The following is a 14,915-nucleotide window of genomic DNA, read 5'->3' on the forward strand; positions in this document are numbered from 1 at the left end:
TCACTCCCCGATCGGTGACTGGGTCGGGGTGTGCAGTCTCTCCAGCGTCTTGCCCTTGCCCAGGTACATGTGCACGCCGCAGGGCAGACACGGGTCGAAGCTGCGCACCGTGCGCATCACGTCGATGCCCTTAAAGTTCTCCCGGTCGTTCTCCTCGAAAATCGGCTGGCCCTGCACCGCGTCCTCGTATGGGCCCGGCGTGCCGTAGCTGTCACGAGGGTTGGCGTTCCACGGGGTGGGCGGATATGGGTGGTAGTTGGCGATCTTGCCGTCCCGGATGACCAGGTGGTGGCTGAGCACGCCGCGCACCGCCTCGGTGAAGCCGCAACCGATGCCCTCCTCGGGCACGTCGAAGCGCTCCCAGGTCTTGGTACGCCCGGCGCGGATTTCTTCCAATGCCTTCTCGGCGAAGTGCAGCGCGCACGCCGCCGCATAGGCCTGGAAATAGGTGCGGGCCCGGTCGCGTTCGATGGTGTTGCTGCCGAACTTGGGCACCTTCCACTCGAACTCCACCGGACCCTTGAGCGCGGTCTTCGGCAGGTTGATCTTGACGCTGTTGCCGGTGGCCTTGACGTAGCCGATATCGACCAGGCCGGCCAGCGCAGTCGCCCACAGCCGGGCCAGCGGACCGCCGCCGGTGTCTAGCGCCAGGTGGTCCTTGCCGTCGAACCAGCGCGGCGACATCACCCAGCTGTACTTGCCACCGTCCATCTCCCGCTTCTGCGGATGCGGGTTGGTGTGCTGGTTCCACGGGTGGCGGCGGTCCACCGGGTTGCCCAGCGGGTCAGTCTTGACGAACATCTCCTGATCGGTCCAGTCGTCGTAATACGAACTGCCCAAAAGGATTCGGATACCCAAGTTGATGTCTACCAGGGAGTGGGTAACCAGCTTGCCGTCCACCACCACACCGGGAGTGACGAACATCGCGTTACCCCAGCGCTCCATGTCTCGGTATTCGAAATTGCACACCTCGGGGTCCTGAAACGAGCCCCAGCAGCCCAGCAGCGTGCGGCGCAGGCCGACCTTCTCGTAACCGGGTAGAGCGTCGTAGAAGAAATCGAACAGATCGTCGTGCATCGGGACAACCTTCTTCATGAACTCGACGTAGCGCATCAACCGGGTCATGTAGTCGGTCATCAACTGGATGGTGGCCACGGTGCCGACGCCACCGGGGTACAGCGTGGAGGGGTGCACGTGACGGCCCTCCATCAGGCAGAACATCTCTCGGGTCCAGCGACTGACTTGCAAAGCCTCCCGGTAAAACTCGCCGCTGAACGGATTCAGCGAGCGCATGATGTCGGCGATCGTCTTGTAGCCATGCGCATCCGCGTGCGGTGCTTGAGTTTTCTCGGCTTTGGCCAGCACACCCGGATTGGTCTCGGAGACCATCTTTTCGCAGAAGTCCACTCCGACCAGGTTTTCCTGAAAAATGTTGTGGTCGAACATGTATTCTGCTGCCTCGCCGAGGTTGACGATCCATTCACCGATGTGCGGCGGCTTTACCCCGTAGGCCATGTTCTGCGCATAGCACGAGCAGGTGGCATGGTTGTCGCCGCAGATTCCGCAGATACGGCTAGTGATGAAGTGGGCGTCGCGCGGGTCCTTGCCTTTCATGAATATCGAGTAGCCACGGAAGATCGATGATGTGCTATGGCACTCCACGACTTCTCGATTCTCGAAGTCGATCTTCGTGTAAATGCCCAGGCTACCAACGATTCTGGTGATAGGGTCCCACGCCATCTCGACGAGTTGACCGGGCTCCCGCTTGGATGTCGACGGCTCGGGGATGATGGTTGTCATAGCGAATACTGCTCTCCGCCGCATACGGCTCTGAAGGAAAGAGTACGAGGCACCTACCAGGTGCGGCGCGCTCCGGTGGTCAGTTCGGTGCCCTTGTGCCGCCAACGCGGCTCCTTGTCGAGGGTGTGCTCGGTAATGTGCCGCAAGCCGCGGATCACCGAGCCGTACAACCCCGACGTGGTGCTCGATAGCTTGCCGCCCGGCGGTTCGTCCATGAACGGCATGAACTTGTCCGGGAAGCCGGGCATGGTGCAGCCGATGCAGATGCCACCGACATTCGGGCAGCCGCCAATACCGTTGATCCAGCCGCGCTTGGGCACATTGCACTTCACTACCGGGCCCCAACATCCCAGCTTGACAATGCATTTCGGTGACCCGTACTCGGTGGCGAAATCACCCTGCTCGTAGTATCCGGCCCGATCGCACCCCTCGTGCACGGTGTTGCCGAATAGCCACTTGGGTCGCAGCGCGTCGTCGAGCGGAATCATCGGCGCCTGGCCGGTCGCCATGTAGAGCAAGTAGGTCAACGTCTCGGAAAGATTGTCCGGTTGGATCGGACAGCCCGGTACGCACACGATCGGAATACCGGCCTTGCTCTTCCAGTCCCAGCCCAGATAGTCGGGCACGCCCATGGCGCCGGTCGGATTGCCTGCCATCGCGTGGATGCCGCCGTAGGTGGCGCAAGTACCCACCGCGACGATCGCGGTGGCCTTGGGCGCGAGCCGATCCAGCCATTCGCTGGTAGTCATCGGCTGGCCGGTGGCCGGGTCGTTGCCGAACCCACACCAGTAACCCTCGGACTTGATCTGTTCGTTGGGAATGGAGCCTTCGACGACGAGCACGAACGGTTCAAGTTCGCCGCGGTCGGCCTTGAAGAACCACTCGAGGAAGTCGTCGGCGCCCCCGGTTGGCCCACACTCGAAGTCGATCAACGGCCAGTGCACGGCGACCTGCGGGAGTCCGGGAAGGGCTCCCAGTGCGATCTCTTCGACGCTGGGTTGGGTGGCGGCAGTCAACGCCACCGAGTCACCGTCACAACTGAGACCGGCGTTGATCCACAGGACATGGATCAATGTTTGTTCTGCCTTGACTGCTGCTTCTGTTGGCATGCTGCAGCTTTCCGGGGCTGGGCTGGAACCCCTGCACCACCGGAGTCGACCGTCGGCCCACTTGCGTGGCGCTGTTTTTGGGTCTACCCCCGCCGCCAGGCGTTGTCAACGGCTCCCGCTTGGCAGCGGTGCAAGAGTGAGGGATACCCAGTTGCGAACGGTTCGCAGGTGAAAGCCGCTCGTTCCGAAGCAGTTTCACGAGACGTCGAGCGACGTCACCAGAAATTCGTTGCCGCGCAGCACCTCGACGTCGGCACTATCGCACGCCGGACACCAGATCGACCACGCCGAGGTGATCTCCGATTGCTCTCCGCAGGCGCGGCAGCGCACCTCTGCCCTCACGCACTCCAGTTCGAGTTTCGCGTCGGGCATGTCCTCGGAATCCCGCACGAGCGTCCAGCAGAAGGACAGCGAATCCGGTACCACCTGTCGCAAGGCGCCCACCCGGACCCGCACGACTTCGACGTGCCGCCCGTCGGCGTGAGACTTGACCACGCCGGCGATCGCCTGACACAGCGAGAGCTCATGCATCGGCGGCTACCGCCGGCCGACCGGGTCGGAGTCCATGGGGACCGTTCTACACCTTTCTACACAGTCGAATCGGGAGTAGCGGGGTCCGCGGCCGGGGCCCATCTCTCCTCGATGCGTCCGTAGCGCCAGACCAGCAGCGCCAGCAGCCACGTGGCGAGGAACATTGCGACGACGAGAAATCCGACGGTGTTCAGGTTGAGGCCGGCCAGCCAAGCCCAGAACGGGCCGCGCCAGCCCAGCTGTTCGGCGAACAGGCCGAGTAGTTCCACCGTGCCGATCAGCAAGGCGACGGCCACCGACAATGTGGTGACCGCAATGTTGTAGTAGATCTTGCGGACCGGACTGGAAAACGCCCAGCCGTAAGCGAAGTTCATGAACGAGCCGTCGATGGTGTCCAACAGGCACATGCCGGCGGCGAAAAGCACCGGCAGGCACAGGATGGCGTACCACGGCAACCCGGAGGCCGCGCTGGTCCCCGCCAGCACCAGCAGCGCGACTTCGGTGGCGGTGTCAAACCCCAACCCAAAGAGCAGGCCGACCAGGTACATGTGCCAGGACTTGCTGATCGACTTAGTGAATCGGCCCAGGAACCGGTTGATTAGTCCACGGTTGTCCAGCTGTCGCTCGAGTTCGCTCTCGCTGTACTGGCCGCGTCGCAGCCGGGCGAACACCCGCACCATGCCGACCAAAACGACGACATTGAGCAGCGCGATCAGGTACAGGAACACGCCTGAGACGCCGGTGCCGAATAGACCGGTGTAGTGGTGCAGCCGCGACGAGTCGTCCGCGACCGGCCCGGCGACGGCGCGCACCCCGGTCGCCAACAGCAGCGCCAGCACGAACACCACCGTGGAGTGGCCCAGGGAGAAGAAGAATCCGACCGCCAGCGGGCGTTGCCCGTCGCTCATCAGCTTGCGGGTGGTGTTGTCGATCGCCGCGATGTGGTCAGCGTCGAAGGCGTGCCGCAGGCCCAGGATGTAAGCGGTGAGCCCGATGCCGACCCCAAATGCTTTGCTACCCAACCTTAAATGAGCCGGCTCTACCACCAGTGCCAACGTCATCCAGCCGACTAGGTGCAACGCGATGATTACCGCGGCCATCAGTGCCAATCGCCGCAACTCCGCCGTCGACAAGGCGGGCCGTCGGCGGGACCGGTCGAGCGGGACGCGGGACATCCGGGTCCTTCCCACGATCGAGAGACGCACCGACTGTAGGTTCGCCGGCAATCCGGATGCAAGTGACTTGCAAGAACGCAACGAGCTGCCGCATAGGTGCGCTGGCAATCCCGAGTCGGGGGCGAGACACTGGGCGGGTGACGACTGAATCGGCGGGCTTGGATCCGGCGGCCGCCGAACGCCTTGGCGAGTTCCTTCGTGCGCGCGGGTTGCGGCGAACGGCGTCACGAATTCAGATCCTCGCGGTGCTCGAACCCTTCAACGGACATCTGTCAGTGGCCGAGATCCGCGACCGGCTGCCGGCCCACCTGTTCGCCGGAGCCCAGCTGCCCGACCTGGCCACCATCTACCGCACGGTGACCACGCTGGTGGATCAGGGTGTCCTGCATGCGCTGACCCTGGACGGCGGTGTCACCACCTACGGAATGGCCACCGCTCCGCATCACCACGCGGTGTGCACCCGGTGCGGCTCGATCATCGAGGTGCCGGCGCGGCAGCTCAGTGCGGCGCTGGAGCACGCGATGGCGGGCAGTTCCTTCGCACTGTCCGAGCGGGCGGGCCTGACGCTGCACGGCCTGTGCCCGCGGTGTCAGGGCGTTGACCTCAGCCCAGCCCCAGCAGCGCGTTCTCGACAACCTCGGGCAGCGCCGGGTGAATCCAATACTGGCCGCGGGCCATCTCCCGGGCGGTAAGCCCGAAACTCATCGCCTGAATCAGCGGCTGGATCAGCGCCGAGGCCTGATACCCCATGAAATGCGCGCCCAGCAACTGCCCGGAGCGACGGTCAGCGATCAGCTTGAGAATGCCGGTGTTGTCTTCCATCGCCCAGCCGTAGGCGACGTCGCCGTAGTCCTGGATCTTCACCGTCACATCGAATCCTTGTGCGACGGCTTGGTTCTCGGTCAGCCCGACACTGGCCAGCTGCGGGTCGGTGAACACCGCCGAAGGGACATAGCGATGATCGGTGACGGCCATCGATGCGGTGTCGTCCCAGTCGCACAGCAGATTATGCTGCACCACCCGCGCCTCGTGGTTGGCGACGTGCTTGAGCTGATACGGCGAGGAGACGTCGCCGAGCGCGAAAACCCCGCGGGCCGAGGTCCTTTGATACTGGTCGACCACCACGCGGCCGTTCTCGACGTCCACCCCGGCCTGCTCGGCGTCTAACCGATCGGCATTGGACACCCGTCCCGTCGCCACTAGTAGGGCGTCGGCGCCGATCTTCGAGCCGTCATCGAGCGTCAGGGAGACCCCTGCGGCCGTCCCGTTGCGGTTGTGTGCGTCGACGACATTGCGGTGGGTACGCAACTCCCACTTGCCGGCCGCGATACGGGTGAACCGCTCGCAGATGGTGTCGTCACAATGGCGCAGCATGCACCCGCCCCGGATGACCAACGTCACCCGGGTGCCGAGCGCCGCGAAGACATGCGCGAATTCGGCTGCGATGAAGCCACTTCCGACAATCACCAGGTGCTCGGGCAATTCGGCGATCCGCATGATGGTGTCGCTGGTGTGGTAACGGGCACCAGATTCGGCAATGGCCGGCGGAACCATGGGCCGTGAACCGGCCGCGATCACCACCTGCTCGGCGGTGAACTCGTCGCCTGCCTCGGTGCGCAATAGGTAGCGCCCGTCGGGCTGGACCGGCCCGAAGCGGGTGTGCCGGTCGTAGACGTCAATGTTCTTTGCCGAACGCCGGTAGTCCTCGCCCCCTGCCGCGATCGGGTCGATGCGACCGAAAACCCGCGACACGATGTCTCCCCAGCGCACTCCGTCGATGTGCGCGTCGACCCCGTATCGGGCTGCGCCGCGAATCGTCTTGGCCACCTCCGCGGCGTAGACGAACATCTTGGTCGGGATGCAGCCGACGTTGAGGCAGGTGCCACCGAAGGTGTCCTGCTCGCAGATCGCAACCCGCTTGGCGGCGTAGCGTTCGTCGACAATGCTGTTGCCCGAACCGGTTCCGATGATTGCCAGGTCGTAGGACTCCACTGCGTCAGCCTTTCCCCGACGGTGCCGAGGCGCCGGTGTCGTTCAGTTTGTCCAGATATTGGTCGAGCCAGCGGTCCAGATGTCCGTAGGCCAGCGTGCGTGGTTGCGGCAGCGACAAGAACACGTCGTGCTTGGCGTCGGGCACCGGAATGATGCTGCTCCGGTTGCCGATACAGCCAGCCCACCGGGCGATCTGACGGACGTCGAGAACTGCGTCGCCTTGCTGCAGTGCGGCTGCCCCGGCGTTCTCGTCCACGGTGTGGTCCGAACGCAGGATCAGGTTCGGTACACCCACGTCGAGTCCCCGATGCAGCCGGGCCTGGCCGCGGCGCACGGCGTGCAGCCAGCCGAAGGTGACCGGAAACCCGCCCAGCGGTTTCCACTGCAGGTTGTACTCGAACTCACCGTGGTAGTCGCGGTGCAGGCTGGAGCCGTAGCCGCCGGTGCCGCTGGCCCGTGCGACACCTCGGCTGCGAACCCGCGACAGCGCGGCGATGGTGGCCGAGGTGACACCGAGGCGCAGCACTGCGGGTCCGTGCAGGTCCAGAAAAGGGCTGTTGAGCACTAGTCCGTCGACCGCGGCCCGGGCGAGCCGGCGCTGTCGGCGCAGCCGGTCCAAGTACAGCGACACGATCAGGCCGCCCGCCGAATGCCCGTACATCAGTATCGTGACTCGCGGGGACTCGTCGCGGATCAGGGCCAGCGCGCGGTCCAGCTCGGCGTCGTAGTGGGCGAGGTTGGTGGTGAAGTGGGGCGTTTGCTCCGGCTGGCGCGAGCGGCCGCACTTGCGCAGGTCTAGGGCGTAGAACCCGAAGCCGCGGCCGGCGAAGTGGTCGGCCAGCTCGGTCTGGAAGAAGTAGTCGGTGTAGCCGTGGACCGCCAGCACCGCGCGGTCGCCGGCCGGACGGTCGCCGCGCCGCACCAGGGTGGCGACGACATCACCTTCGCCGTCCGGGTCGGGCCCTAGCGGGATCGTGTACTGCCAGAACCCGGGTAGGACGTCGGGCACCCAGCCAGTCACGAAGGCCAGCTTAAAGCGTGGTCGCAGGTACCGGCCATCGATCCCGCACTGATGCCCGCCGCAAGTCGTGAGGCCATCCGGCTCGCGATAGCCTGGGACCGGCGCAGGCCTGGCAAGGAAGGACCACAGACCCGGTGGCAGAACGATCCACGACCGACGTCGTGTTGGTGGGTGCCGGGATCATGAGCGCCACTCTGGGAGCACTGCTGCGACGATTGGAACCGGACTGGTCGGTCACCGTCATCGAGCGGCTCGACGCCGTCGGCGCGGAGAGCAGCAGTCCGTGGAACAACGCTGGCACCGGGCATGCGGGGCTGTGCGAAATGAACTACACCCCCCAGCGGACCGACGGTTCGATCGATATCACCAAAGCGGTGCTGGTCAACGAGCAGTTTCAAATCACCCGTCAATTCTGGGCGTACGCGGTGGAGAACGGCATGCTTGCCGATGTGCGCGGCTTCCTGCGCCCCGTCCCACACGTGAGCTTTGTTCACGGCAGCGACGGCGTGGACTATCTGCGGCGGCGCCGCGAAGCGTTGGCGCACAACCCGTTATTCGCCGCGACCGAACTGATCGAGGACCCCGACGAGTTCGCGCGCCGGTTACCGTTCATGGCTTCCGGCCGCGATTTTGCCGAACCCGTCGCACTGAACTGGGCCGCAGACGGCACCGACGTCGACTTCGGCGCGCTGTCCCGCCAGCTCATCGGTTACTGCGTGAGCACCGGCGTCACGGTGCGCTTCGGTCATCAGGTGACCGGCCTGTCCCGTCAGTCCGACGGCAGCTGGACGCTAACGGTCAGTAACCGCCGCACGGGCGAAAAGCGCAAATTGAACACAAAATTCGTGTTCGTCGGCGCGGGCGGTGATGCGCTGCCGCTATTGCAGAAAGCGGGCATCGACGAGATCAAGGGTTTCGCCGGCTTTCCCATCGGTGGTCGTTTCTTGCGCACCGCCGAACCCGCATTGACCACGACACACCAGGCCAAGGTGTACGGCGTCCCGGCGCCGGGGGCGCCGCCGCTGGGTGCGCTGCATCTGGACCTTCGGTATGTCAACGGCAAGCCGTGGCTGGTGTTCGGGCCGTATGCCGGCTGGTCGCCGAAGTTCTTGAAGCACGGGAATTTCAGCGACCTGCCCCGCTCGATTCGCCCCGGCAATCTATGGCCTGTTTTGGGCGTAGGCGCCACCGAGACCAAGCTACTCAAATACCTACTCGGTCAGCTGCGGCTGGCCGAGCCATCCCGGATCCGGCAGCTTCGCCAATTCGCCCCCAGCGCAACGGGTTCCGATTGGGAGCTGACGGTGGCCGGCCAGCGGGTGCAAGTGATCCGCCCGAACGGACGCAAAGGCGGCGTACTGGAATTCGGCACCACCATCGTTGGCGCGGCCGACCGCAGCATCACGGGATTGCTCGGCGGATCGCCAGGTGCGTCGACCGCCGTACCCGCAATGCTGGAAGTGCTCGAGACGTGTTTCGCGGGGCGATACCAATCCTGGTTGCCCACCCTCAAGGAAATCGTGCCGTCACTGGGCACGCAGCTGTCCCGTGAGCCGGCGTTGTACGAAGAGTTGCGGTCGTGGACGGCACGGGCGCTGCAGTTGGGAGAGCGACATCATGAGTGAAGCTCTGCGCCGCGTCTGGTCCAAGGACCTCGACGCTGCAACGCTTTACGAACTGCTCAAGTTGCGGGTGGAGGTGTTCGTGGTCGAGCAGGCCTGCCCGTATCCCGAGCTGGACGGTCGCGACCTGCTTGCCGAGACGCGGCACTTCTGGCTGGAAACACCTCAGGGAGAGGTGATCTGCACCCTACGGCTGATGGAGGAACATCCCGGCGGGGAGAAGGCGTTCCGGCTCGGGCGGCTGTGCACCAAACGTAGCGCCCGCGGGCAGGGTCACACCACCCGGCTGCTGCGAGCCGCCCTCGCCGAGGTGGGCGATTACCCGTGCCGAATGGATGCGCAGACCTACCTCGCGGACATGTGGGCCAAACACGGATTCGTCCGCGACGGCGACGAATTCATCGACGGCGGCATCCCGCACGTCCCGATGTTGCGACCTGCCTCCGGTCCAGCGGCGGGGGCGCAGCGGTGAAGCCATATCCGTTCAGCGCGATCGTCGGCCACGAACGACTGCGGCTCGCCTTGTTGTTGTGTGCGGTGCGCCCTGAGATCGGAGGTGCGCTGATCCGTGGCGAGAAGGGCACCGCGAAGTCGACGGCGGTGCGCGGCCTGGCCGCCCTGCTGTCCGCGGCCACCGGCTCCGGCGATACCGGTCTGGTCGAGATGCCTTTGGGCGCAACCGAAGACCGGGTGGTGGGATCACTGGACCTGCAGCGGGTGCTGCGCGATGGCGAACACGCCTTCTCGCCGGGTCTGCTGGCCCGCGCCCATGGCGGTGTGCTCTACGTCGACGAGGTCAATCTGTTGCACGACCACCTGGTCGACATCCTGCTCGATGCTGCCGCGATGGGCCGGGTACACGTCGAACGCGACGGCATCTCGCACACGCACGAGGCCCGCTTCCTGTTGATCGGAACCATGAATCCCGAAGAGGGCGAACTGCGTCCGCAGTTGCTGGACCGGTTTGGCCTCACCGTCGACGTGCAGGCGTCGCGGGACGTCGACGTGCGGGTGGAGGTGATCCGTCAGCGGATGGCCTACGAGTCCGATCCGGACGCGTTCGCGAAGCGCTACGCCGACGCAGACGCAGAACTGGCTCGGCGCATCGCTGCCGCACGCGCGACGGTCGACGATGTACTATTGCCGGACAACGAATTACGCCGTATTGCCGCGTTGTGTGCGGCGTTCGATGTGGACGGAATGCGGGCGGATCTGGTGGTGGCGCGGACCGCGACCGCGCACGCGGCCTGGCGGGGCGCCCGCACCGTCGAGGAGCAGGACATCCGGGTGGCCGCCGAGCTCGCGTTGCCGCACCGCCGCCGCCGCGACCCGTTCGACGATCACGGCATCGACGGCGACCAACTGGACGAGGCGCTGGCCAAGGCTGCTGAATCCCAGGCTGGCCTCCAGCCGGACCCCGACCCGCCCGGCGGCGGCGAGGCGGCCCAAGACGCTGAGCCCGCCGAATCGCCACCGGCTTCCCGACCGCCCACTCAGCAACCGCCGCGACCCAGTGCGCCGCCGTCGCAGGTCTTTCGCACTCGGGCGCTGACCGTACCCGGCGTCGGGGAGGGCGCGCCCGGCCGGCGATCCCGCGCCCGCAACGCCTCCGGCAGCGTGGTGGCCGCCGCGGAGCCGTCCGTGCCGGACGCGCACGGTCTGCACCTGTTCGCCACCCTGCTGTCCGCGGCCGGGCAGGCCGCCGGCGCCGGACGGCTGCGGCTGCGCCCGGAGGACGTGCGGCGCGCGGTGCGTGAGGGCAGGGAGGGCAACCTGGTGATCTTCGTCGTCGACGCGTCCGGGTCGATGGCGGCCCGGGACCGGATGGCTGCCGTCAGCGGCGCCACCATGTCGCTGTTGCGCGATGCCTACCAGCGGCGCGACAAGGTCGCGGTCATCACCTTCCGGCAGCAGAACGCCACCATGTTGCTGCCGCCGACGTCGTCGGCGCATATCGCCGGCCGCCGGCTGGCCCGGTTCGACACCGGCGGGCGGACCCCGCTGGCCGAAGGGTTGCTGGCGGCCCGCGAACTGGTGTTGCGTGAGCGGGTCCGCGATCGGGCCCGGCGGCCGCTGGTAGTAGTGCTGACCGACGGGCGGGCCACCGCGGGCCCAGACCCGTTGGCCCGCACCAAGTTCGCGGCGGCCCGGCTCGTCGTCGAGAACGTCTCCGCGGTGGTAGTGGACTGCGAGACGTCCTTCGTTCGGCTTGGTCTGGCCGGCCAGCTGGCCCGCCAGCTGGGTGCGCCCGTCATCCGGCTGGAGCAGTTGCATGCCGACCATCTGACCCGCGCCGTGCGCACCGTCGCATAATCACAAGCCGGTAATCGACTATGCCACAGGGTAATCCGATCGAAATACCGGACGATGGCCTGACCACCCGGGCACGGCGCAACACCCCTGTCCTGGCGGTGCATACCGGTGACGGCAAGGGTAAGTCGACGGCCGCGTTCGGAATGGCGTTGCGGGCATGGAACGCCGGCCTGAATGTCGCGGTCTTCCAGTTCGTCAAGAGCGCGAAGTGGAAGGTGGGGGAGGAGCAGGCATTTCGGCATCTCGCCCGACTTCGCGACGAGCAGAACGTCGGCGGCACGGTGGAATGGCACAAGATGGGTGCCGGCTGGTCCTGGACCCGCAAGTCGGGCAGCGAAATCGACCACGCGGCGGCGGCCGCCGCCGGCTGGGCGGAGATCGAGCGTCGGCTGGCCGCCCAACTGCACGACTTCTACGTGCTCGACGAATTCACCTACCCGCTGAAGTGGGGCTGGCTCGACGTCGACCAAGTGGTTGGCGCCCTGCTGGGCAGGCCCGGTCACCAGCACGTGGTGATCACCGGGCGCGACGCGCCGCCGCGCCTGATCGAGGCCGCCGACCTGGTAACCGAGATGACCAAGGTGAAGCATCCGATGGACGCCGGGCGCAAGGGTCAGAAGGGCATCGAGTGGTGACCAGGAGCGTCACGCCGTCCGCAATACCTGCCGTTGTCGTCGCGGCCCCCACGTCCGGCAGCGGAAAGACCACCGTCGCAACGGGTTTGATTGGTGCGCTGAGCCGGGCCGGTCATCGGGTGGCTCCGTTCAAGGTGGGGCCCGACTTCATCGACCCCGGTTACCACGCCATGGCCGCCGGGCGCCCTGGCCGCAACCTCGATCCGGTGCTGGTGGGGGAGCGCTTGATTGGCCCGCTGTACCGACACGGCACCGCCGGCGCCGACATCGCGGTGATCGAGGGAGTGATGGGTCTGTTCGATGGGCGGATTGATCCGAACGCGCCGGGTCCTGCACCGGGTTCGACCGCGCACGTCGCGGGCCTGCTAGGCGCTTCGGTAATCCTGGTGGTGGATGCGCGGGGTCAGAGCCACAGCGTTGCCGCCCTGTTGCACGGCTTTTCGACGTTCGATCCGCACACCCGGGTCCGCGGCGTCATCCTGAACCGGGTCGGGACGGCCCGTCACGAACAGGTACTGCGGCAGGCGTGCGAGCAGGCCGGGGTCCCAGTGCTCGGTGCCATCCCGCGTGCTGCCGAATTGGAACTTCCGACAAGGTATCTGGGGCTCGTGACGGCGCTCGAGTATGGCCGGCACGCCCGGCGGGCGGTCGAGGCGATGACCGATCTGGTGGCCCGACACATCGATCTGGCCGCAGTGGTGGCCGCCGCCTCGAGCCGCGTCCAGGACGCGCCCTGGGATCCGGCGGTGGCGGTGGGTCCGTCCACCGCGTCGCGCGTCGTCGTCGCGGTGGCGTCGGGCAAGGCGTTCAGTTTCGGTTACCCCGAGCACAACGAGCTGTTGCGCGCGGCCGGTGCGGACATCGCCGAGTTCGACCCACTTGTGGACCCATTGCCCGACGGCGCGAACGCGGTGCTGCTGCCGGGCGGCTTTCCCGAGCAGTTCGCCGCCGAGCTGTCCGCCAACGACAGCCTGCGCCGCCAGGTTCGCGAATTGGCGGCCACCGGCGCACCCCTACACGCCGAATGCGGCGGGTTGATCTACCTGGTGTCCGACGTCGACGGCCAGCCGATGTGTGGCGTGCTGGACGGATCGGCGGACTTCACCCAGCGGCTCACCCTGGGTTACCGCGACGCGGTGGCGCTGGCCGACTCGCCGCTGCATACCCTCGGCGAGCGGGTGGTGGGGCACGAATTCCACCGAACCACAATCACTTTCGCTCGGTCGTATCGGCCGGCGTGGGGGTACCTGCAGCCCGGCGATGCGGATCAGAAGGGTCGCGAGGGCGTCGTGCACCGTGGGGTGCACGCGTCGTACCTGCACACCCACGCTGCGGCGAACCCCGGGGCGGCGGCCCGTTTCGTCGCTCACGCCGCGGCGCCGAGCCCGCGAGCGTAGCGCGACTCCCGAGATCGAGCCCCGCGCAATCACCGTGCGGTCCGACTCGCGACCGAACACATCTGAGCCGCGAACATTAAGCTTGCCCGGTGACCGAGAGCCCCTACCTCGCGGGACTGCGACTGGCCGGCCGGAAAGTCGTTGTCGTCGGCGGGGGCAGCGTCGCGCAGCGCCGGTTGCCGCTACTGATTGCCAGCGGTGCCGACGTGCACGTGGTATCCCGCAGCGCCACCCGCTCCGTGGAGGCGATGGAAGGCATCACCCTGTCGGTGCGCGAGTACCGCGACGGCGATCTGCAGGACGCCTGGTATGCGCTCGCGGCTACCAACGATCCGCAGGTCAACGCAGCCGTCGTCGCCGAAGCCGAACGCCGGCGGATCTTCTGTGTGCGTGCCGACATCGCGGTGGAGGGAACCGCGGTCACGCCCGCGTCATTCAGCTACGCGGGCCTTTCGGTGGGGGTGCTGGCCGGCGGCGAGCATCGCCGTTCGGCAGCCATCCGGTCGGCCATCCGCGAGGCACTGCAGCAAGGGTTGATCAGCGCCGAGAACTCCGACGTCGTGGGAGGGAGTGTCGCGCTGGTCGGGGGCGGCCCCGGCGACCCCGAACTGATCACCGTGCGCGGTCGGCGGCTGCTCGCCCAGGCCGATGTCGTGGTCACCGACCGGCTGGCGCCTCCCGAGCTGCTCGCCGAGCTCGGCCCGCATATCGAGGTCATCGACGCGGCAAAGATCCCGTACGGCCGGGCGATGGCCCAGGACGCCATCAACGCCGTCCTCATCGAGCGGGCTCGGGCCGGTAAGTTCGTCGTGCGGCTCAAAGGCGGCGATCCATTCGTGTTCGCCCGCGGATTCGAGGAAGTCCAGGCATGCGCCGAAGCGGGGATTCCGGTGACCGTGGTGCCAGGTGTGACAAGTGCCATAGCAGTACCTGCCGCCGCGGGCGTTCCGGTCACCCATCGGGCCGTAAATCACGAATTCGTGGTGGTCAGCGGCCACTTGGCGCCCGACCATCCCGAATCGTTAGTGAATTGGGATGCTTTGGCAGCACTGACCGGCACGATCGTGTTGCTGATGGCGGTGGAACGCATCGAACTCTTCGCCGCAGCGCTGCTGAAAGGCGGCCGACCTGCAGAAACTCCGGTGCTGGTGGTCCAGCACGGCACCACGGCGGCCCAGCTGTCGCTGCGGGCGACACTGGCGGACACGCCGGAGAAAATTCGCGCGGAAGGCATCCGACCTCCCGCGATCATCGTTATCGGCCCCGTAGTGGGTCTTGAAAAGGCTTCAGCACCGTCCGGGGTTTAAACAATTCTTAAGA

12 protein-coding genes and 1 pseudogene are annotated in these 14,915 nt (G+C 66.4%); 7 read left to right on the top strand and 6 right to left on the bottom strand.

The genetic code is table 11. From position 1 onward, the window contains the following. The 4 genes from H0P51_RS10460 to nicT form a co-directional block, all read right to left on the bottom strand. Positions 1 to 1,800, bottom strand: coding sequence for a nickel-dependent hydrogenase large subunit (locus H0P51_RS10460; protein ID WP_180917841.1), 1,800 nt, complete (start codon positions 1,798 to 1,800; stop codon positions 1 to 3). A gap of 53 nt (positions 1,801 to 1,853) precedes the next feature. Further along, positions 1,854 to 2,909 carry an NADH-quinone oxidoreductase subunit B family protein gene (locus H0P51_RS10465; RefSeq protein ID WP_180917842.1) on the bottom strand — a complete coding sequence of 352 codons (1,056 nt, stop codon included), beginning with the start codon at positions 2,907 to 2,909 and terminating at the stop codon, positions 1,854 to 1,856. 195 nt (positions 2,910 to 3,104) lie between these two features. Beyond that, positions 3,105 to 3,440, bottom strand: coding sequence for a hydrogenase maturation nickel metallochaperone HypA (locus H0P51_RS10470; RefSeq protein WP_180917843.1), 336 nt, complete (start codon positions 3,438 to 3,440; stop codon positions 3,105 to 3,107). 56 nt (positions 3,441 to 3,496) lie between these two features. Further along, the gene (gene nicT / locus H0P51_RS10475; RefSeq protein ID WP_180917844.1) at positions 3,497 to 4,615 is read right to left on the bottom strand and encodes a Nickel transporter NicT; all 1,119 of its coding nucleotides are present in this window, start codon (positions 4,613 to 4,615) and stop codon (positions 3,497 to 3,499) included. Positions 4,616 to 4,752: 137 nt separating this feature from the next. On the opposite strand from nicT, the gene H0P51_RS10480 reads away from it, so the two are divergent. Further along, entirely contained in the window at positions 4,753 to 5,307 is a 555-nt protein-coding gene (locus H0P51_RS10480) for a Fur family transcriptional regulator (RefSeq protein WP_180917845.1), read from the top strand. Here the strand turns inward: H0P51_RS10480 and mtr are convergent. Further along, positions 5,219 to 6,607, bottom strand: coding sequence for a mycothione reductase (mtr, locus tag H0P51_RS10485; protein WP_180917846.1), 1,389 nt, complete (start codon positions 6,605 to 6,607; stop codon positions 5,219 to 5,221). The two genes, H0P51_RS10480 and mtr, sit on opposite strands and share 89 nt — an antisense overlap. Before the next feature lie 4 nt (positions 6,608 to 6,611). Continuing rightward, on the bottom strand, positions 6,612 to 7,628 hold the full coding sequence (locus H0P51_RS10490) for an alpha/beta hydrolase (protein ID WP_180917847.1): 1,017 nt from the start codon (positions 7,626 to 7,628) through the stop codon (positions 6,612 to 6,614). Between the two features lie 182 nt (positions 7,629 to 7,810). Between H0P51_RS10490 and mqo the strand changes: the two genes are divergently transcribed. From mqo to cobA, 6 genes and pseudogenes are all read left to right on the top strand, one after another. Next, positions 7,811 to 9,253 carry a malate dehydrogenase (quinone) gene (gene mqo, locus H0P51_RS10495; protein ID WP_425489041.1) on the top strand — a complete coding sequence of 481 codons (1,443 nt, stop codon included), beginning with the start codon at positions 7,811 to 7,813 and terminating at the stop codon, positions 9,251 to 9,253. Then, positions 9,246 to 9,722 (top strand): GNAT family N-acetyltransferase, encoded by a 477-nt coding sequence (locus H0P51_RS10500; protein ID WP_180917849.1) that lies wholly within the window; start codon positions 9,246 to 9,248, stop codon positions 9,720 to 9,722. Before mqo ends, H0P51_RS10500 begins: the two co-directional genes overlap by 8 nt. After that, positions 9,719 to 11,563: a magnesium chelatase subunit D family protein gene (locus H0P51_RS10505; protein WP_180917850.1), complete on the top strand. Its 1,845-nt coding sequence runs from the start codon at positions 9,719 to 9,721 to the stop codon at positions 11,561 to 11,563. Before H0P51_RS10500 ends, H0P51_RS10505 begins: the two co-directional genes overlap by 4 nt. Positions 11,564 to 11,583: 20 nt before the next feature. Continuing rightward, entirely contained in the window at positions 11,584 to 12,198 is a 615-nt protein-coding gene (gene cobO, locus H0P51_RS10510) for a cob(I)yrinic acid a,c-diamide adenosyltransferase (protein ID WP_180917852.1), read from the top strand. Positions 12,199 to 12,221: 23 nt separating this feature from the next. Beyond that, a complete protein-coding gene (locus tag H0P51_RS10515; RefSeq protein WP_180918876.1) occupies positions 12,222 to 13,595 on the top strand; it encodes a cobyrinic acid a,c-diamide synthase CobB in 1,374 nt (457 codons plus the stop codon). Positions 13,596 to 13,684: 89 nt separating this feature from the next. Then, positions 13,685 to 14,913 (top strand): annotated as a pseudogene (gene cobA / locus H0P51_RS10520) (uroporphyrinogen-III C-methyltransferase). Positions 14,914 to 14,915: the final 2 nt, after the last annotated feature.

The organism is Mycobacterium vicinigordonae, assembly GCF_013466425.1.
Classification (GTDB): Bacteria; Actinomycetota; Actinomycetes; order Mycobacteriales; family Mycobacteriaceae; genus Mycobacterium; species Mycobacterium vicinigordonae.